Raw genomic sequence first — 18,170 nt, forward strand, 5'->3', positions numbered from 1 at the left:
GGCGGGGTGGCCGGGCAGGTTCACTGGAGCCAGCGTAGGAGACCGGTTGAGCCCGTGGCGCTCTGGGTGACCGGTCTCACGGCCAGGCGTGGGACACATCGGCCTTTCGGTCACGGTGCGTTGCCACCCGACCGCCCGCGGACGCGCCCGGCCCGCGTCCGCCCTGCCCGCCTCCGCTCAGCTCGCGGCCGCGCCGCGCCGGTGCCAGTCGGCCGCGAGGGCCGGGCCGATCTGGTCGAGGTAGGTCTCGGTCATCCGCCGGATCGCGGCGACGCTCGCGTCCTCGCCCTGGCCCCACAGCCGCCCGGTGACGCGCATCACCCCGCAGAACGCGGCGACGGCGACCCGGGGCCGCGGATCGGCGTCGATGTCCAGCCCCTCGCGCCCGGCGATCAGGCGGGCGATCCGTTCCTCCAGCTCCGCGGAACGCCGCAGGTGCACCGCGAGCAGGGCCGGAGTGGACTCGATCAGCTGGTAGCCCCGCATGTACAGGTCCACCGGGACCACCTCGGAGATGGCCTCCTCGACGGTGTCCCAGGCGGCGAGCACCGCGCCGCGCATGGCGGCGAAGGGGCCCTCGGCGGCGGGCCGGGCCCGCAGCGCGGCGACGAAGTGCGACTCGACGAGGTCCTGGACGGCGAAGGCGACCTCCTCCTTGTTCGCGAAGTAGCGGAAGAAGGTGCGCTGGGAGACGTCCACGGCGTCGGTGATCTCGTCGACGGTGGTCCGTTCGTAGCCCTGGGAGACGAACAGGAGCAGGGCGGAGCGCAGCAGTGCGTCCCGGGTGCGCCGCTTCTTGCGTTCGCGCAGGCCGGCCGCGGGGGCGGCCGGTGCCGGCCGCAATTCGGTCATCACCGTGGGGTTCCTTTCTGACGCTGAGTGAGCGGTCAGGGTACCTGTGACCCACCTGACAGCGACTGTCGCGTTGAGCCGTTTGTGAAGTGTCAGTCGCTGTCACTAGCCTGACGGTATGACGAGTCAGATCACCCTGGCCAAGGAATCGGACCCCGCGCGCGACCGCACCGGATGGCGCGGACACCCATGGCTCACGCTCTTCGCCGTGGCGATCGGGGTCATGATGGTCACCCTCGACGGCACGATCGTCGCCGTCGCCAACCCCGCGATCCAGCAGGACCTCGGCGCCTCGCTCGCCGAGGTGCAGTGGATCACCAACGGCTACCTGCTGGCCCTCGCGGTCTCCCTGATCACGGCCGGCAAGCTCGGCGACCGCTTCGGGCACCGCCAGACCTTCCTCATAGGCATCGCCGGCTTCGCCCTCTCCTCCGCCGCGATCGGCCTGTCCACCGGCGTCGGCCCGGTCATCGGCTTCCGCGTCGCCCAGGGCGTCTTCGGCGCCCTGCTGATGCCCGCGGCCCTCGGCCTGCTGCGCGCCACCTTCCCCGCCGAGAAGCTGAACATGGCCATCGGCATCTGGGGCATGGTCATCGGCGCATCGACCGCCGCCGGGCCCATCGTCGGCGGTCTGCTCGTCGAGCACGCCAGCTGGCAGTCCGTCTTCTTCATCAACGTGCCGGTCGGCGCCGTCGCGCTGCTCTTCGGCCTGTTGATCCTGCTCGACCACCGCACCGAGAACGCTCCGCGCTCCTTCGACCCCGTCGGCATCGTGCTGCTGTCGGTCGCGATGTTCTCCCTGATCTGGGCCCTGATCAAGGCCGCCGAGTGGGGCTGGGGCGACACCAGGACCCTGCTCTTCCTGGGCGCCTCGGTGGTCTGCTTCGTCCTGTTCGCCGTCTGGGAGAGCAGGGTCGCCGAACCGCTGGTCCCGCTCGGCATGTTCCGCTCGCTGCCGCTGTCGGCGGGCACCGTCCTGATGGTCCTGATGGCCTTCGCCTTCATGGGCGGCCTCTTCTTCGTCACCTTCTACCTGCAGAACGTGCACGGCATGCGCCCCGTCGACAGCGGCCTGCACCTGCTCCCGCTCACCGGCATGATGATCGTCGGCTCGCCGCTGGCCGGCATCGCCATCACCAAGGCCGGCCCGCGCGTCCCGCTCGTCGTCGGCATGGTCGCCACCGCCGTCGCCTGCTTCGGGATGGCGCGTCTCACCCCGGACACCGGCACCCTCACCATGTCGCTCTGGTTCGCCCTCCTCGGTCTCGGCCTCGCGCCCGTCATGGTCGGCGCCACCGAGGTCATCGTCGGCAACGCCCCGCTGGAGCTCTCCGGCGTCGCCGGCGGACTCCAGCAGGCCGCCATGCAGGTCGGCGGAAGCCTCGGCACCGCCGTCCTCGGCGCGGTCATGGCGGCCAAGGTCGGTGACACGTTCGGGGACAACTGGGAGCGGGCGCAGCTGCCCCCGCTCACCCCGGAACAGCTCGACCTGGCCGAGAAGGGGGTCCAGGTCGGCATCGCCCCGGTGCCGCCCGGCGTGCCCGAACCGGTGGGCCGGGCCATCGCCGCCGTCGCCCACGACACCTTCGTCTCCGGCATGAGCACCGCCTTCACCGTCGCGGGCGCCGTCGCCGTCCTCGCCGCGGTCGTCGCCTGCTTCACCAAGCGCGGGGCGAACGCCGCCGCCGGAGCGGGCGCGGCCCACATCTGAGCCGCCCGCCCGGCCGTTACCGCCGGGTCAACCGCGCGCCCGTCACAGCCCCGCCGGATGGTTCCGGCGGGGCTGTCGCCTATCAGGGTGGACCGGCCCGCAGCCCCTTCCGCTCGCCCGTCGCCGCAGGTCAGCGTGGTGCCACGGAGCCTTCGGAAACCGTCCGGGGCCCGTCTCGTCAACAAGGAGCCGACCCGCCATGCGTACGTGGACCACCGCTCGCGCCACCACCCTCGCCGCCGCCCTGCTCGCGGCCACCGCCCTGATCCCCACCACCGCCACCGGCGCCCACGCCGCCGGGCCCGCCTGCGCCACGGGCGAGCTGTGCCTGTGGGCGAAAGCGGACTTCAAGGGCGCCAAGCAGACCTTCGACCTCAGCACGCTCACCATCAACAGCTGCACCGCGCTCCCCGTCGGGAACTACCAGTCGCTCATCAACCGGACCGGCCGCCCGGTGACCACGTACCAGTCGGACGTGTGCGCCGAGACCGGCGAGTTCCAGACCTACCCCGGCGACGGGGTCCTGTTGCCCCAGTCCCCCTACCAGGTCAGGGCGTTCAAGGTGTGGGAGACGTAACCCCCGCCTGACCGGCGCGCGCGGCGGCGGGCCGGGCGGGCACCACGTCCGCCTCCGGGCCGCCGCCGCCCAGCCGGGCCACCTCGTCCCGCAGCGCCCGTACCTCCTGCTGGAGCTCCCGGATCGCCGCCAGCTGGAGCCGCTCCACCTGGTCGTCCCGTTCGAAGCGGGCGATGAACCAGGCGGCGATGTTGGCCGTCACCACACCGAGCAGGGCGATCCCCGACAGCATCAGCCCGACCGCCACGAGGCGTCCGAGCCCCGTGGTGGGGGAGTGGTCCCCGTACCCGACCGTCGTCATGGTGGTGAAGGACCACCACACCGCGTCGCCCAGGCTCTTGATGTTGCCGTGCGGAGCGTCCCGCTCCACGCTCAGCACCGCCAGCGAGCCGAACATCAGCAGCCCCACCACGGCCCCGGCCACGTACGTCGTCAGCCGCACCTGCGGAGCCATCCGGGCCCGCCGGCCCACCAGCATCAGCGTGGCCACCAGCCGCAGCAGCCGCAGCGGCTGGACCAGCGGCAGCACCACCGCCGCCAGGTCCAGCCAGTGCGTCCGCACGAACAGGCGGCGGTCCGCCGCCAGTCCGAGGCGCACCAGGTAGTCGACGGCGAAGGCGGCCCACACCGCCCACTCCGCGTGCGTACACGCCCGGTGCACCGCCCCGCCCGCGTCGGGCGCGACGATGGGCACGGCATAGGCAACGGCGAAGGCCACGGCGAGCACCAGCAGCGGGATCTGCGTACGGCGCTCCCACCGCGCCTGACGGGAGGGTTCCTTCATACCGGCATCGTAAAGAACGGGTAAGGGGCGCCGGGACGGATGTCCCGGCGCCCCCACCCACGGGTGATGCCTACGCGGCTGCCTACGCGTCGCCGCCCGCGGCGCCCGGGTCGGCCGCCGCGACGTCCAGCAGCTGGTACCGGTCGATCGCCTGCTTCAGCACCGAGCGGTCGATCCTGCCCTCACGGGCCAGCTCGGTCAGCGTCGCCAGGACCACCGACTGCGCGTCGATGTGGAAGAAGCGCCGCGCCGCGCCGCGCGTGTCGGCGAAGCCGAAGCCGTCCGCGCCCAGCGAGGTGTACGCCCCCGGCACCCAGCGCGCGATCTGGTCCGGCACCGAACGCATCCAGTCGGAGACCGCCACGAACGGCCCCTCCGCACCCGACAGCTTCCGGGTCACGTACGGGACGCGCTGCTCCTCCTCCGGGTGGAGCAGGTTGTACCGGTCGGTCTCGACGGCCTCGCGGCGCAGCTCGTTCCAGGAGGTCGCCGACCAGACGTCCGCCTTCACGTTCCAGTCGGCCGCCAGGATCCGCTGCGCCTCCAGCGCCCACGGCACCGCCACGCCCGAGGCGAGGATCTGCGCCCCGATGGCGCCCTCCGTGCCCCGCGAGACACGGTGGATGCCGCTCAGGATGCCCTCCACGTCCACGTCGGCCGGCTCGGCCGGGTGCTGGATCGGCTCGTTGTAGACCGTCAGGTAGTAGAAGACGTCCTCGGCGTCCGGACCGTACATCCGCCGCAGACCGTCCTTGACGATGTGCGCGATCTCGTAGCCGTAGGCCGGGTCGTACGCCACACAGCCCGGGTTGGTCGACGCCAGCAGCTGGGAGTGACCGTCGGCGTGCTGGAGGCCCTCACCCGTCAGGGTGGTCCGGCCGGCGGTCGCGCCGAGGACGAAACCGCGCGCCAGCTGGTCGGCCATCTGCCAGAACTGGTCACCGGTGCGCTGGAAACCGAACATCGAGTAAAAGACGTAGACCGGGATCAGCGGCTCGCCGTGCGTCGCGTACGCCGAACCCGCGGCGATCAGCGAAGCCGTGCAGCCCGCCTCCGAGATGCCGTCGTGCAGCATCTGCCCGGTCGGGGACTCCTTGTACGCGAGCAGCAGCTCGCGGTCGACCGCCTCGTACTGCTGGCCCAGCGGGTTGTAGATCTTGGCGCTCGGGAAGAAGGCGTCCATGCCGAAGGTGCGGTACTCGTCCGGCGCGATCAGCACGAACCGCTTGCCGATCTCCTTGTCCCGCATCAGGTCCTTCAGGATGCGGACGAAGGCCATCGTGGTGGCGATCGACTGCTGGCCCGAGCCCTTCTTCGCGGCCGCGTACGCCGTGTCGCCCGGCAGCTGCAGCGGCTTGGCGCGCACCACGCGGGTCGGCACGTAACCGCCGTGGGCGTTGCGCTGGTCGTGCATGTACTGGATCTCGGGCGAGTTGCGGCCCGGGTGGTAGTACGGCGGGGCGCCGCTCTCCAGCTGCGCGTCCGTGATCGGGATGTGCAGGCGGTCGCGGAAGCGCTTGAGGTCGTCGACCGTCAGCTTCTTCATCTGGTGCGTGGCGTTGCGGCCCTCGAAGTTCGGACCGAGCGTCCAGCCCTTGACCGTCTGCGCCAGGATCACCGTCGGCTGGCCCTTGTGGGCCTTGGCCGCCGCGTACGCCGCGTAGACCTTCTTGTGGTCGTGGCCGCCGCGCCCGAGGTGCTGGATCTGCTGGTCCGTCATGTTCTCGACCATCGCGCGCAGCCGCTGGTCGCCGCCGAAGAAGTGCTCGCGGATGTACGCGCCGGACTCGGTGGCGTACGTCTGGAACTGCCCGTCGGGGGTGGAGTTCATCTTGTTGACCAGGATGCCGTCGCGGTCCTGGGCCAGCAGCGGGTCCCAGGAGCGGTCCCAGATCAGCTTGATGACGTTCCAGCCGGCGCCCCGGAAGATCGACTCCAGCTCCTGGATGATCTTGCCGTTGCCGCGCACCGGGCCGTCGAGGCGCTGGAGGTTGCAGTTGACGACGAAGGTCAGGTTGTCCAGGCCCTCACGGGCGGCGATGGACAGCTGGCCGAGCGACTCCGGCTCGTCCATCTCGCCGTCGCCGAGGTACGCCCACACGTGTGACTTCGAGGTGTCGGCGATCCCGCGCGCCTCCATGTACCGGTTCATCCGGGCCTGGTAGATCGCGCCGAGCGGGCCGAGGCCCATCGAGACGGTCGGGAACTCCCAGAAGTCCGGCATCAGCCGCGGGTGCGGGTAGCTGGAGAGCCCGTACGGAGCCTTCGACTTCTCCTGCCGGAACGCGTCGAGCTGCTGCTCGGAGAGCCGGTCCAGGAGGTAGGCGCGGGCGTAGATGCCGGGGGAGGCGTGCCCCTGGAAGAAGATCTGGTCGCCGCCGTCGCCCTCGTCCTTGCCCCGGAAGAAGTGGTTGAAGCCCACGTCGTAGAGGGAGGCGGAGGAGGCGAAGGTCGCGATGTGGCCGCCGACGCCGATGCCGGGGCGCTGGGCGCGCGAGACCATGACGGCCGCGTTCCAGCGGGTGGCGTTCAGGACCTTGCGCTCGATCTCCTCGTTGCCGGGGAAGAACGGCTCGTCCTTGGTGGCGATGGTGTTGACGTAGTCCGTGCTGCGCATCTCGGGCACGGCCACGCGCTTCTCGCGGGCCCGCTCGATCAGGCGCAGCATCAGGTAGCGGGCCCGCTCGCGGCCCCGCTCGTCGATCGCGGCGTCCAGGGAGTCGAGCCACTCCTGCGTCTCCTCCGGATCGAAGTCCGGGACCTGGCTCGGAAGGCCGCCAATGATGATCGGATTGCGATCGGATGCGGAAGCCACGCTGTTCCTTCGCTGTCGGGGGAGTCGTGCCTTGGGTCGCCGCCTCCCATGGTCTTACGCCCGGCCGAAATCTTCACCTCTACCACTGGGTAACACGTGGAGCGGGAAGGAGCCGCCGCCCGGCCGGACCGGGGGCCGGGTCGAATCGCAACCTTACGCCCCGGACGATCAGTGGTTTCGTAAGGCCGTTCGTCCCTCAAACAGGTAGGAAAGTCCTCATGCGATGCCGAATGAGCTGGAATGGTGTGGGATGAATCACGGGTGGTACACCGGGGAAGCCTGAAAGTTGCGGCGAGACGGCCGCAATCGTCACCGTTTCGACGGTCCCGGCGGCCGGGTACTTGCGCGATCCGCCGCGCCCGTGTGGACTACGCCCAATGCTGCGCGTACGCGCGCCGCCGAAAGACATTCACCGAACATGAGCAGGAGGCACCCCGTGAGCGCGACCGCGGACCACGCGGAGAGCCTGGCCGCCCGGCTGGGTTTCCAGTCCGAACAGGTGGTCCAGGAGATCGGCTACGACGACGACGTCGATCAGGAATTCCGTGACGCCGTCGAGAAGCTCGTCAGCGAGCTCGCCGACGAGGACTACGACGACGTCGCCGACGCGGTGCTGTTGTGGTTCCGCGACGAGGACGGCGATCTGACGGACGCCCTGGTCGATGCGACCGAGCTGGTCGAGGACGGCGCACTGATCCTGCTGCTGACCCCCAAGACGGGCCGTGACGGCTACGTCGAGGCCAGCGACATCAGCGAGGCGGCCGAGACGGCCGGCCTCTCCCTCGCCAAGGGCCTGCCCGTCGGCAAGGAGTGGACCTCCACCAAGCTGGTGACGCCGAAGGCCGCCAAGGCCAAGCGCTGAGCCGTACCCCCGCAGCCCAGCGGACGCACACCCCGCCGACCCGGACCACCCGCGGTCGGCGGGGTGTGCGCGTTCCGCGACGGGGTGCCGCTAGGCCGTCTCTTTCGGATCTTGCCGGTTAAGCCCGCGTCTCCCCCAGCTACCGCTGGGAGGTGCCCCCAGGTGCCGTGCATCGCAAGGCGGAGAGGCTCCCGATTACTGGACGTCCTCGGGTGCCTCGACAACGCGGCGAGGTGCGGTGCCGGGCGGCGCGGGTCAGGCAAGATCCGGAAGAGACGGCCTAGGCTGGGCTCACCCGAACAGCCCCGTACGGCGACGCAGGAACGAAGGGACGCGAAACATGGCGATCGAGGTCGGAAACAAGGCCCCGGACTTCGAGCTCAAGGACAACCACGGCGCCACCGTGCGGCTCTCCGACTACCGGGGGGAGAAGGCCGTGGTGCTCCTCTTCTACCCGTTCGCCTTCACCGGCGTGTGCACCGGAGAGCTGTGCGAGCTGCGCGACCAGCTGCCCCGCTTCCAGAACGACGACGTGCAGCTGCTGGCCGTCTCCAACGACTCGGTGCCGACCCTGCGGGTCTTCGCCGAGCAGGAGGGCCTGGAGTACCCGCTGCTGTCCGACTTCTGGCCGCACGGCGAGACCTCCCGCGCCTACGGGGTCTTCGACGAGGACAAGGGCTGCGCGGTGCGCGGCACCTTCGTCATCGACAAGGAAGGCGTCGTGCGCTGGACCGTCGTCAACGGGCTGCCCGACGCACGTGACCTGAACGAGTACATCAAGGCCCTCGACAGCCTCTGAGGGTCCGGGGTGCGTCCCGGGGCATCCCCGGGCGCATCCGTCGCGGTAAAACCGCCTGCGGGCGGGAACCCGTCACTAGGATCGGAACGTTGATCCAGGTAGCAACCGCACGACGGGGCTCCGCCCCACACACATATCTATGGAGGACCCGTGGGAGTCAGCCTCAGCAAGGGCGGCAACGTCTCGCTGACCAAGGCCGCGCCTAACCTGACGGCGGTCATCGTCGGTCTGGGCTGGGACGCTCGCACCACCACCGGCGTCGACTTCGACCTCGACGCCAGCGCGATCCTGACCAACGACCAGGGCAAGGTCGCCAACGACTCGAACTTCGTGTTCTTCAACAACCTGAAGAGCCCGGACGGCTCGGTCGAGCACACCGGCGACAACACCACCGGTGAGGGCGAGGGCGACGACGAGGCCATCAAGGTCAACCTGGCCGGCGTCCCCGCCGATGTCGCCAAGATCGTCTTCCCCGTCTCGATCTACGAGGCCGAGAGCCGCCAGCAGAGCTTCGGCCAGGTCCGCAACGCCTACATCCGCGTCGTGAACCAGGCCGACAACAGCGAGCTCGCCCGCTACGACCTCTCCGAGGACGCCTCGACCGAGACCGCCATGGTCTTCGGTGAGCTGTACCGCAACGGCGCGGAGTGGAAGTTCCGCGCGATCGGCCAGGGCTACGCCTCGGGCCTGCGCGGCATCGCGCAGGACTTCGGCGTCAACGTCTGAGCCGACGTCCGCGTCCGAGAGCAGTCCGTCCGACCGGCGCCGTGCACCTGTGTGTACGGCGCCGGTCCGGCTTTGCCACCATGGCCGGTGGCCGTGCCACCATCACCACGTCGTCCGGGGAGGACCACATCATGGGCGTCACACTTGCCAAGGGGGGCAACGTCTCCCTGTCCAAGGCCGTACCGAACCTCACCCGGGTTCTGGTCGGACTCGGATGGGACGCGCGCTCGACCACGGGGGCGGACTTCGACCTCGACGCCAGCGCGCTGCTGTGCAACAGCGGCCGTGTGCTCGGGGACGAGTACTTCGTCTTCTACAACAACCTCAAGAGCCCCGAGGGCTCCGTCGAACACACCGGGGACAACCTCACCGGCGAGGGTGAAGGCGACGACGAGTCGATCATCATCGACCTCACCAAGGTCCCGCCGCAGGTCGACAAGATCGTCTTCCCGGTCTCGATCCACGACGCGGACAGCCGCCGGCAGAGCTTCGGCCAGGTGAGCAACGCCTTCATCCGCGTGGTGAACATGGCGGACGACCAGGAACTCGCCCGCTACGACCTGACCGAGGACGCCTCCAGCGAGACGGCGATGATCTTCGGCGAGGTCTACCGGTACGGCGGGGAATGGAAGTTCCGTGCGGTGGGACAGGGGTACGCGTCGGGGCTGCGGGGCATCGCTCTAGACTTCGGGGTCAACGTTTCGTAAAGCCGTACAAGACGATGGGGTGCCAGTGCTTCTCAAAACCTTCGGCTGGTCGTTCGCAATCACTGCGCTCGGTCTAGCCGCTGCGGTGTTGTACGGGGGATGGCCCGCTTTTGGGGTCGTGGCGATCCTGTCGGTCCTGGAGATCTCGCTCTCCTTCGACAATGCGGTGGTCAACGCCGGAATCCTGAAGAAGATGAGCGCCTTCTGGCAGAAGATCTTCCTCACCGTCGGCGTGCTCATCGCGGTCTTCGGCATGCGCCTGGTCTTTCCCGTCGTCATCGTGGCGATCAGTGCGAAGATCGGGCCGATCGAGGCCGTCGATCTCGCCATGAACGACAAGGACATGTACCAGCAGCTGGTCACGGACGCCCACCCGTCCATCGCGGCCTTCGGCGGCATGTTCCTGCTGATGATCTTCCTCGACTTCATCTTCGAGGACCGCGACATCAAGTGGCTCGCCTGGCTGGAGCGTCCCCTCGCCAAGCTCGGCAAGATCGACATGCTGTCCGCGTGCATCGCCCTGATCGTCCTCGTCATCACCTCGATGACCTTCGCCGCCCACGCGCACCAGCACGGCGGCGTCCACGTGGACAAGGCGCAGACCGTCCTGGTCTCCGGCATCCTCGGCCTGATCACCTACATGATCGTCGGCGGCCTCTCCGGCTACTTCGAGAACAAGCTGGAGGAAGAGGAGGAAGCCGAGCACGAGGCGGAGGAAGAGGCCAAGAAGACCGGCAAGCCCGTCTCGGCGGTCGTCATGGCCGGCAAGGCCGCCTTCTTCATGTTCCTCTACCTGGAAGTCCTCGACGCCTCCTTCTCCTTCGACGGGGTCATCGGCGCCTTCGCCATCACCAACGACATCGTGCTCATGGCCCTCGGCCTCGGCATCGGTGCCATGTACGTCCGGTCGCTCACGGTCTACCTGGTCCGCCAGGGCACCCTCGACGACTACGTCTACCTGGAGCACGGCGCGCACTACGCCATCGGCGCGCTCGCCGTGATCCTGCTCGTCACCATCCAGTACGAGATCAACGAGATCATCACCGGCCTCGTCGGCGTCGTGCTGATCGCCTGGTCCTTCTGGTCCTCGGTCCGCCGCAACAACCGCCTCGCGGCGGCGGGCGGCGGTGGCGGAGAACAGGCGGAGGTCGGGGCGGGGGTGTGACCCGGCCCTGATTGCGGAACGCTTTCACAGAACCGTTTCGGTTCTGACGGGGCGGCCGCGCGGACCCACCGGACCGCGTGGCCGCCCCTCCGCACGTCAAGCGACCGACCTGGGGGGTTGGGACATGGGGTTCTTCGACGGGATCCGGGGCGCGCGCGCCATGGGGTTCGACTCGGGACAGGCGTCCTCGAACGCGATCGAGCTGACCAGGCGGCAGCCGACGCTGTCCCTCACCCGGCAGCAGGCGGTGCACGGCAATCTGCGCGTGAACCTCTCCTGGCGCATGCGCACCTCCGACATCGGCGGCCGCGCGGCCGGGGGGAGCGGGCAGCTGCTGCGGCACCCGTTCAAACTCTTCAAACCCGACATGGTGCAGGCGCACACCCAGGGCATGGTCAACGTCGACCTGGACATGGGCTGCCTCTACGAGCTGACCGACGGCACCCGGGGCGCCGTACAGCCCCTGGGCAACCTGCTGGGCGACCTCAACGACCCGCCGTACGTCAAGCTCAGCGGGGACGACCGCTTCGGCTCGGGCTCCGGGGAGACGCTGTACATCAACCTGGACCACGCCGACGAGATCAAGCGGATGCTCGTCTTCGTCTACATCTACGACCAGACGCCGGCCTTCGACCGGACCCACGCCATGGTCACCCTCTACCCGACCGCCGGGCCGAGGATCGAGATCCCGCTGGACGAACGGCACCCGCAGGCCCGCTCCTGCGCCGTGGTCTCGCTGGCGAACGTCAAGGGCGAGCTGATCGTGCGCCGCGAGGTGAAGTTCGTCTACGGGTTCCAGGCCGAGCTGGACCGGCTGTACGGGTGGGGGCTCCAGTGGGGCCGGGGCTACAAGAGCACCAAGGCCTGACCGGAGCCTCCCGAGGCGGGCCGGGCGGCTGCGGCCCGGCGGCTGCGGCTCAGCGGCGGATGAACTGCGGGCCCTGCACCGGGAGCCGGAACGACGGGTCCCCGCCCGGGGCCGGCACCGTGGCGGGCACCGGGGCCGGGGACACCGGCTGCGGGTACCCGTACGCCGGCTCGACGGCCGGCGGGGCCTGGGTGGGCGGGGCGGGCGACGGCGCCGGTACGGGCGGGCGCACGGCGGCGGTCCGCTCGTCGGTGGGGCCGCCCCCCGGGCCGGAGGAGGCGGCGGGCTCGGAGCCGTTTCCGGGAGCGGCCTCGGGGGCGTTCTCGTCGACGGAGATCCCGTGGTCGGTGGCCAGCCCCACCAGCCCGTCGGAGTAGCCCTCGCCCAGCGCGCGGAACTTCCACCCCTCGCCCCTGCGGTACAGCTCCCCGCAGATCAGGGCCGTCTCGGCGCCGGTCTCGGGGCGCACGTCGAAGTAGGCCAGCGGCTCGGGGCCGCCACCCGGAGTGGCGTCGTAGAGCAGGATCCGCAGGTCCCGGACCCGCCGGAAGGGCACGTCCTCGGCGGAGGCCACCACCAGGATCCGGTCCACCGCCGGGGTGACCGCGCGCAGGTCCGCCTGGACCGCGTCGGTGATCCCGTCGCCCAGCTGCTTCTTGCCCAGCCGCCAGACCGCGCCCGAGGGGTGCCGGGGCTGGTTGTAGAACACGAAGTCCTCGTCCGAGCGCACGCGCCCGTCCGCGCCCACGAGCAGCGCGGAGGCGTCCACGTCCGGCACCTCGGTACCGGTGGTCCAGCGCAGCACCGCCCGGACCGCCACGGCGGCCACCGGGATGTTCGAGCCCTTCTGCATCGCGTGCGTCATGCCCGTCATCCTGCCCTCCCGGACGGGACCGGGACAATGCGGCCCCCCGGAGGGCCTTGTACGAAACGCGGGGGCGGGGGCATGGTGCAACAGGGTTACCGGAACTTCATGTGTTTGAGGAACTCTTGACTCCTGTTCGTACGTACTATTACCGGCCACGCCAGTTGGGCCGCCGAGGCAGTACGGGGGAAGCACATGCGTCACTTCGGGCACATATCGCCCACCGTCCGCAAGGACCTCTTCCACCAGGAACCGGCGGAGTTCTCCCTCGCCTCCCCCGCCCGGACGCTCGCCGCCGCGCTCGGGGCGACCCTCTACAGCCCGGCCACCCGGCCCCACCTGGCCGCCGACATCCGCAAGCAGGCGGCCCGCGGAGTCGTCTCCATGGTCCTCTGCCTGGAGGATTCCATCAGCGACTCCGACGTCCTGGGCGGCGAGGACAACCTCGTCCGGCAGTTCGCCGCCCTCGACGCCGACCCGGCGGGCACCGACGGGCTGCCGCTCCTCTTCATCCGCGTGCGCACCCCCGAGCAGATACCCGACCTGGTGCGCCGGCTCGGCGGGCCGGTCCGGCACCTGGCCGGATTCGTACTCCCGAAGTTCACCGAACGCCGCGGAACGGCCTTCCTGGACGCCGTGGCCGACGCCGAGGCCGCCTCCGGACTGGCCCGGCTGTATGCCATGCCCGTCCTGGAGACCCCCGACCTCCTCCACCTGGAGACCCGCGTCGAGGCCCTCGCCGGCATCGCGCGCACCGTGGACCGCTACCGCGAGCGGGTGCTTGCCCTGCGGCTCGGCGTCACCGACTTCTGCTCCGTGTACGGCCTGCGCCGCACCCCCGACATGACCGCTTACGACGTCCAGATCGTGGCCGGAGTCATCGCCGACGTGGTCAACGTCCTCAGCCGCGCCGACGGCACCGGCTTCACCGTGACCGGCCCGGTGTGGGAGTACTTCCGCAGCCAGCAGCGCCTCTTCAAGCCCCAGCTGCGCCGCAGCCCCTTCCTGGCGGAGGGCGTGGAGGAGCTGCGCACCGCCCTGATCGAGCACGACCTGGACGGACTGCTCCGCGAGATCGAGCTCGACCGGGCCAACGGGCTGCTGGGCAAGACCTGCATCCACCCGGCGCACGTCACCCCGGTGCACGCCCTGTCGGTGGTCTCCCACGAGGAGTACAGCGACGCCCAGGACATCCTGCGCCCCGAATGCGGCGGCGGCGGGGTCATGCGTTCCGCCTACACGAACAAGATGAACGAGGTGAAGCCCCACCGGGCCTGGGCCGAGCGCACCATGCTGCGCGCCGAGGTCTTCGGCGTGGCGAGGGAAGAGGTCGGCTTCGTCGACCTGCTCACGGCCGGGCTCCAGGTCCAGGTCTGAGGCGGCCGGTGGAGAACCGGAAGCAGACGATGCCGGTGGAGAACCGGAAGCAGACGATGGAAGAGACGGCGGACAAGCCGAGGGTGAAGGGGAAGACGATCGACGAGGTGTGGTCGGGAGACTGGGTCGCGGACCGGCTGGGTGTCGGCCTGCAGGAGGGCGGTGACCCGGCGGCGCCACGGCTGCGCTCCCTGCTCGGGCTGGCCCTGCGGCGCAACCCCAGGCGGGCCCACCTGCTGGTCTCCCAGGTGCTGGGCAAGCACGTCCCGCGGTCCCCGGCCGTGGTCCACGCCGCCGGGTACGGCCTGGGGGAGCGGGTGCGGGCCCTGCTCGGCGAGGAGGCGGCCGCCACCGCGGTGGTCCTCGGGTACGCCGAGACCGCGACCGGCCTCGGCCACTGCGTCGCCGACGGCCTGGGCACCGCCCCCTACCTGCACTCCACGCGCCGGCCCGTGCCGGGGGTGGAGCCCGCGGGCGGCTTCGAGGAGGCCCATTCGCACGCCACCTCGCACCTGCTGCTGCCGGAGGACCCCCGGCTGCTGGCGGGCAGCGGGCCGCTGGTCCTGGTGGACGACGAGTTCTCCACCGGCAACACGGTCCTGAACACCATCCGCGACCTGCACGCCCGCCACCCGCGCGGCCACTACGTGGTCGTCGCCCTCGTCGACATGCGCGCCCCCGCCGACCGCGACCGGCTGACCGCCTTCGCCGCCGGGCTCGGCGCCCGCGTCGACCTGATCGCCCTCGCCTCCGGCACGGTCTCCCTCCCGGAGGGGGTCCTGGCCAGGGGGCAGGCGCTGGTGGAGGAGTACGAGGCGAAGCCGCCCGCCCCGGCTGCGGCCCCGGCCCCCGCCGCGGCGGCCCCGGTCACCCGGGTTCCGCTCGACTGGCCCGCCGGCGTGCCCGACGGGGGCCGGCACGGGTTCACCCGGGCGCACCGCGAGCTGCTGGAGGCGAAGCTTCCGCTCCTCGCCCGGCAGGTCGGGGCCGCGCTGGGCGGGGCGCCCGGGCGGGTCCTCGTACTCGGCAACGAGGAGCTGATGTACGCGCCGCTGCGCCTCGCGCTGGCCCTGGAGGAGTCCGGCGCCGCCGCCGAGGTGCGCTTCTCCACCACGACCCGCTCGCCCGTGCTCGCCGTCGACGACCCCGGCTACGCCATCCGCACCCGCCTGGTCTTCCCCGCCCACGACGCCCCGGCCGACGGGCCCGGTGACCGGTACGCCTACAACGTCGCGGGCGCCGGCTTCGACGCCGTCGTCGCCGTCGTGGACTCCGCCGGGGACGCCCCCGCACTGCGTACGGGACTGCTCGCCGCGCTCGCCCCGCACACCGGCCGGGTCCTGCTGGCCGTCATCCCCTCGTACGTCCCCGCGTACGCAGCCCCGCACACCCCCCACCGGCAGGAGCCGACCATGTCCGAGCCCGCCCTGGCCGAGCCGCTGCGCGGACCGGCCTTCTCCTCGTACGCCCCCGAGGACGTCGGCTGGCTGCTCCAGGACCTCTCCGGCGTCGAGCTGGAGGCCCCCACCGAGGAGCGCGAGGAGGCCATCCAGGCGGGCGGCGCCCACTACGCCGAGTCCCTGCCGGTCGAGTACCAGCCCTCCGCGGCCTACCAGGAGCTCTACCGCAGCGCCCTGGCCGCCTCCGCCGCCCGGATCGCGCGCGCGGTCGGCACCGTCACCGAGACGGTGCTCGCCGAGCGCTCCCCGGCCCCCGTCCTGGTCTCCCTGGCCCGCGCCGGGACGCCCGTCGGGGTACTGATGCGCCGCTGGGCCCGCGCCCGGCACGGCCTGGACCTGCCGCACTACGCCGTCTCCATCGTGCGCGGCCGCGGCATCGACGCCAACGCGCTGCGCTGGCTGGCCGCCCACCACGACCCGGCCGACGTCGTCTTCGTCGACGGCTGGACCGGCAAGGGCGCCATCACGCGCGAGCTGCGCGAAGCCCTCTCCACCTTCGAGGGCTTCGATCCGGAGATCGTCGTCCTCGCCGACCCGGGCTCGTGCGTGCGTACGTACGGCACCCGTGAGGACTTCCTGATCCCCTCCGCCTGCCTGAACTCCACGGTCTCCGGGCTGGTCTCGCGTACGGTGCTCAGGTCGGACCTGGTCGGACCCGACGACTTCCACGGCGCGAAGTTCTACCGTGAACTCGCCGGGGCCGACGTCTCCACCGGCTTCGTCGACGCCGTCGCCGCGCACTTCGACGCCGTCGCCGACGCCGTGGACGAAGAGGTCAAGGAACTGCTCGCGGCCGACCGGGCCCCCACCTGGGTGGGCTGGGCGGCGGTCGAGCGGATCAGCGAGGAGTACGGGATCCACGACGTGAACCTGGTCAAGCCCGGCGTCGGCGAGACCACCCGGGTGCTGTTGCGCCGCGTCCCGTGGAAGATCCTGGCCCAGCGCGGGGCCGGCTCCGACCTGGACCACGTACGCCTGCTCGCGGAGCAGCGGGGGGTGCCGGTCGAGGAGGTCGACGGGCTGCCCTACACGTGCGTGGGACTCATCCACCCCCGATACACGCGCGGCGCCACGGGCGCCGACGGAAAGGCCGTGGCCGCCAAGTGACCGTCCTCGTAGCCAGTGACCTCGACCGCACCCTCATCTACTCGGCGGCCGCCCTCGCCCTGACCATGCCCGACCCACAGGCCCCGCGGCTGCTGTGCGTCGAGGTGCACGAGAGCAGGCCGCTGTCGTACATGACGGAGACGGCGGCCGGGCTGCTGGCCCTGCTGAGCGCCGACCCGTCGGCGGTCTTCGTCCCCACCACCACCCGTACCCGCAAGCAGTACCAGCGGATCCGCTTCCCCGGCCGCCCCGCCCCGTACGCGATCTGCGCCAACGGCGGCCAGCTGCTGGTGGACGGGGTCCCCGACCGGGACTGGCGGCGCGCGGTCGCCACCCGGCTCGCGCGGGAGTGCGCCCCCCTGGAGGAGGTGCACGCGCACCTGCTGTCCGTGGCGGACCCGGCGTGGCTGCGCAAGGCGCGGCTGGCCGAGGACCTGTTCGCGTACCTCGTCGTCGAACGCGCGCTGGTCCCCGACGAGTGGCTGAAGGAGCTGGAGGAGTGGGCGGCGCCGCGCGGCTGGACGGTCTCCCTCCAGGGCCGCAAGATCTACGCCGTCCCGCGTCCGCTGACCAAGAGCGCGGCCATGCGGGAGGTGGCCCGGCGCACCGGCGCCACGCACACCCTGGCGGCCGGCGACTCCCTGCTCGACGCCGACCTGCTGCTGGCGGCGGACCGGGGCTGGCGGCCGGGTCACGGCGAGCTGGCCGACGCGGGCTGGACGGCGCCGACGGTGACGGCCCTCGGCGAGGTCGGCGTACTCGCCGGTGAGCGGATCATCCGCGAACTGGGCGGGGCGGTTGCCACACTGAGCGCATGACCAAGGGCAACAGCACCAAGATCACCGATGAGCTCTACGCCTACGTCCTCGCGCACAACCCCCCGCTGGACGAGGTCCAGCGGCGGCTGATCGCGACCACCTGGGAAAAGTTCCCGGACAAGGCCGGAATGCAGTCGGCCGAGGAACAGGGGCCGCTGCTGGCCTTCCTGGTCCGGCTGACCGGCGCCCGCCACATCGTGGAGGTCGGCACCTTCACCGGCTTCTCCGCCCTGTCCATGGCCCAGGCCCTGCCCGCCGACGGCCGCCTCATCGCCTGCGACGTGTCCCAGGAGTGGACGCGCTACGGGCGCGAGGCGTGGGAGGCGGCGGGCGTCGCCGACCGCATCGACCTGCGCATCGCCCCGGCCCTGGACACGCTGCGCGCGATGCCGGCGGAGCCGCACATCGACCTCGCGTACGTGGACGCGGACAAGGAGAACCAGATTCTCTACTGGGAGGAACTCGTGCCGAGGCTGCGGCCGGGCGGGCTGATCGTCACGGACAACACGCTCTTCCACGGCTCGGTGCTGGACGGGTCGCCGGAGAGCCGGGGGGCGAGCGTCCGCGCGTTCAACGAGCACGTCGCGGCGGACACCCGCATGGAATCGGTCCTGCTGGCGATCTCGGACGGGATCACCCTGTCGCGCAAGCGCTGACGCCCGGCCCGCCCCGCCTCT

Annotated in this window: 16 protein-coding genes; 12 read left to right on the top strand and 4 right to left on the bottom strand. The window is 71.1% G+C overall.

What is annotated here, in order from left to right; genetic code table 11:
* Positions 1–177 precede the first annotated feature (177 nt).
* A complete protein-coding gene (locus ACZ6ZT_RS07730; protein WP_469716498.1) occupies positions 178–852 on the bottom strand; it encodes a TetR/AcrR family transcriptional regulator in 675 nt (224 codons plus the stop codon).
* 118 nt (positions 853–970) lie between these two features.
* On the opposite strand from ACZ6ZT_RS07730, the gene ACZ6ZT_RS07735 reads away from it, so the two are divergent.
* Positions 971–2,563, top strand: a complete 1,593-nt coding sequence (locus tag ACZ6ZT_RS07735) for an MFS transporter (RefSeq protein WP_469716500.1) — start codon at positions 971–973, stop codon at positions 2,561–2,563.
* A 199-nt stretch (positions 2,564–2,762) separates the two neighbouring features.
* Entirely contained in the window at positions 2,763–3,140 is a 378-nt protein-coding gene (locus tag ACZ6ZT_RS07740; protein ID WP_469716501.1) for a peptidase inhibitor family I36 protein, read from the top strand.
* Here ACZ6ZT_RS07740 and ACZ6ZT_RS07745 read toward each other — a convergent pair.
* Positions 3,121–3,924 (bottom strand): potassium channel family protein, encoded by an 804-nt coding sequence (locus ACZ6ZT_RS07745; RefSeq protein WP_469716502.1) that lies wholly within the window; start codon positions 3,922–3,924, stop codon positions 3,121–3,123. The two genes, ACZ6ZT_RS07740 and ACZ6ZT_RS07745, sit on opposite strands and share 20 nt — an antisense overlap.
* A gap of 82 nt (positions 3,925–4,006) precedes the next feature.
* Positions 4,007–6,739, bottom strand: a complete 2,733-nt coding sequence (aceE, locus tag ACZ6ZT_RS07750) for a pyruvate dehydrogenase (acetyl-transferring), homodimeric type (RefSeq protein ID WP_469716503.1) — start codon at positions 6,737–6,739, stop codon at positions 4,007–4,009.
* Between the two features lie 436 nt (positions 6,740–7,175).
* Here aceE and ACZ6ZT_RS07755 point away from each other — a divergent pair, with 436 nt between their 5' ends.
* The 6 genes from ACZ6ZT_RS07755 (at position 7,176) to ACZ6ZT_RS07780 (ending at position 11,866) form a co-directional block, all read left to right on the top strand.
* Positions 7,176–7,601 (top strand): DUF3052 domain-containing protein, encoded by a 426-nt coding sequence (locus ACZ6ZT_RS07755; RefSeq protein ID WP_030009300.1) that lies wholly within the window; start codon positions 7,176–7,178, stop codon positions 7,599–7,601.
* A 340-nt stretch (positions 7,602–7,941) separates the two neighbouring features.
* Positions 7,942–8,400, top strand: coding sequence for a peroxiredoxin (locus ACZ6ZT_RS07760; RefSeq protein WP_469716505.1), 459 nt, complete (start codon positions 7,942–7,944; stop codon positions 8,398–8,400).
* A 150-nt stretch (positions 8,401–8,550) separates the two neighbouring features.
* The gene (locus tag ACZ6ZT_RS07765) at positions 8,551–9,126 is read left to right on the top strand and encodes a TerD family protein (RefSeq protein ID WP_030160471.1); all 576 of its coding nucleotides are present in this window, start codon (positions 8,551–8,553) and stop codon (positions 9,124–9,126) included.
* Between the two features lie 131 nt (positions 9,127–9,257).
* Positions 9,258–9,833, top strand: a complete 576-nt coding sequence (locus ACZ6ZT_RS07770) for a TerD family protein (RefSeq protein WP_469716507.1) — start codon at positions 9,258–9,260, stop codon at positions 9,831–9,833.
* A gap of 25 nt (positions 9,834–9,858) precedes the next feature.
* Positions 9,859–10,998, top strand: a complete 1,140-nt coding sequence (locus ACZ6ZT_RS07775; RefSeq protein WP_469716508.1) for a DUF475 domain-containing protein — start codon at positions 9,859–9,861, stop codon at positions 10,996–10,998.
* A 124-nt stretch (positions 10,999–11,122) separates the two neighbouring features.
* Entirely contained in the window at positions 11,123–11,866 is a 744-nt protein-coding gene (locus tag ACZ6ZT_RS07780; RefSeq protein ID WP_469716510.1) for a TerD family protein, read from the top strand.
* Positions 11,867–11,915: 49 nt separating this feature from the next.
* On the opposite strand, the gene ACZ6ZT_RS07785 is transcribed toward ACZ6ZT_RS07780, so the two are convergent.
* Positions 11,916–12,731, bottom strand: a complete 816-nt coding sequence (locus tag ACZ6ZT_RS07785) for a TerD family protein (RefSeq protein ID WP_469716512.1) — start codon at positions 12,729–12,731, stop codon at positions 11,916–11,918.
* Between the two features lie 195 nt (positions 12,732–12,926).
* On the opposite strand from ACZ6ZT_RS07785, the gene ACZ6ZT_RS07790 reads away from it, so the two are divergent.
* The 4 genes from ACZ6ZT_RS07790 to ACZ6ZT_RS07805 are packed head-to-tail and all read left to right on the top strand — an operon-like array spanning position 12,927 to position 18,149.
* Entirely contained in the window at positions 12,927–14,108 is a 1,182-nt protein-coding gene (locus ACZ6ZT_RS07790; protein WP_469716513.1) for an HpcH/HpaI aldolase/citrate lyase family protein, read from the top strand.
* 56 nt (positions 14,109–14,164) lie between these two features.
* Complete coding sequence (locus tag ACZ6ZT_RS07795) at positions 14,165–16,675, top strand: phosphoribosyltransferase (RefSeq protein WP_469716604.1); 2,511 nt, start codon at positions 14,165–14,167, stop codon at positions 16,673–16,675.
* Positions 16,672–17,493 (top strand): HAD family hydrolase, encoded by an 822-nt coding sequence (locus ACZ6ZT_RS07800; protein WP_469716515.1) that lies wholly within the window; start codon positions 16,672–16,674, stop codon positions 17,491–17,493. The genes ACZ6ZT_RS07795 and ACZ6ZT_RS07800 overlap by 4 nt, the downstream gene beginning before the upstream one ends.
* Positions 17,490–18,149: an O-methyltransferase gene (locus ACZ6ZT_RS07805; RefSeq protein ID WP_469716517.1), complete on the top strand. Its 660-nt coding sequence runs from the start codon at positions 17,490–17,492 to the stop codon at positions 18,147–18,149. The genes ACZ6ZT_RS07800 and ACZ6ZT_RS07805 overlap by 4 nt, the downstream gene beginning before the upstream one ends.
* Positions 18,150–18,170 lie beyond the last annotated feature (21 nt).

Source organism: Streptomyces sp. NPDC102258, from assembly GCF_055584685.1.

What these genes read in the sequence shown, in the direction of transcription:
- ACZ6ZT_RS07730 (WP_469716498.1), bottom strand. Translation starts at nt 852, where the DNA reads ATGACCGAATTGCGGCCGGCACCGGCCGCCCCCGCGGCCGGCCTGCGC.
- ACZ6ZT_RS07735 (WP_469716500.1), top strand. Translation starts at nt 971, where the DNA reads ATGACGAGTCAGATCACCCTGGCCAAGGAATCGGACCCCGCGCGCGAC.
- ACZ6ZT_RS07740 (WP_469716501.1), top strand. Translation starts at nt 2,763, where the DNA reads ATGCGTACGTGGACCACCGCTCGCGCCACCACCCTCGCCGCCGCCCTG.
- ACZ6ZT_RS07745 (WP_469716502.1), bottom strand. Translation starts at nt 3,924, where the DNA reads ATGAAGGAACCCTCCCGTCAGGCGCGGTGGGAGCGCCGTACGCAGATC.
- ACZ6ZT_RS07760 (WP_469716505.1), top strand. Translation starts at nt 7,942, where the DNA reads ATGGCGATCGAGGTCGGAAACAAGGCCCCGGACTTCGAGCTCAAGGAC.
- ACZ6ZT_RS07770 (WP_469716507.1), top strand. Translation starts at nt 9,258, where the DNA reads ATGGGCGTCACACTTGCCAAGGGGGGCAACGTCTCCCTGTCCAAGGCC.
- ACZ6ZT_RS07780 (WP_469716510.1), top strand. Translation starts at nt 11,123, where the DNA reads ATGGGGTTCTTCGACGGGATCCGGGGCGCGCGCGCCATGGGGTTCGAC.
- ACZ6ZT_RS07785 (WP_469716512.1), bottom strand. Translation starts at nt 12,731, where the DNA reads ATGACGCACGCGATGCAGAAGGGCTCGAACATCCCGGTGGCCGCCGTG.
- ACZ6ZT_RS07790 (WP_469716513.1), top strand. Translation starts at nt 12,927, where the DNA reads ATGCGTCACTTCGGGCACATATCGCCCACCGTCCGCAAGGACCTCTTC.
- ACZ6ZT_RS07795 (WP_469716604.1), top strand. Translation starts at nt 14,165, where the DNA reads ATGGAAGAGACGGCGGACAAGCCGAGGGTGAAGGGGAAGACGATCGAC.
- ACZ6ZT_RS07805 (WP_469716517.1), top strand. Translation starts at nt 17,490, where the DNA reads ATGACCAAGGGCAACAGCACCAAGATCACCGATGAGCTCTACGCCTAC.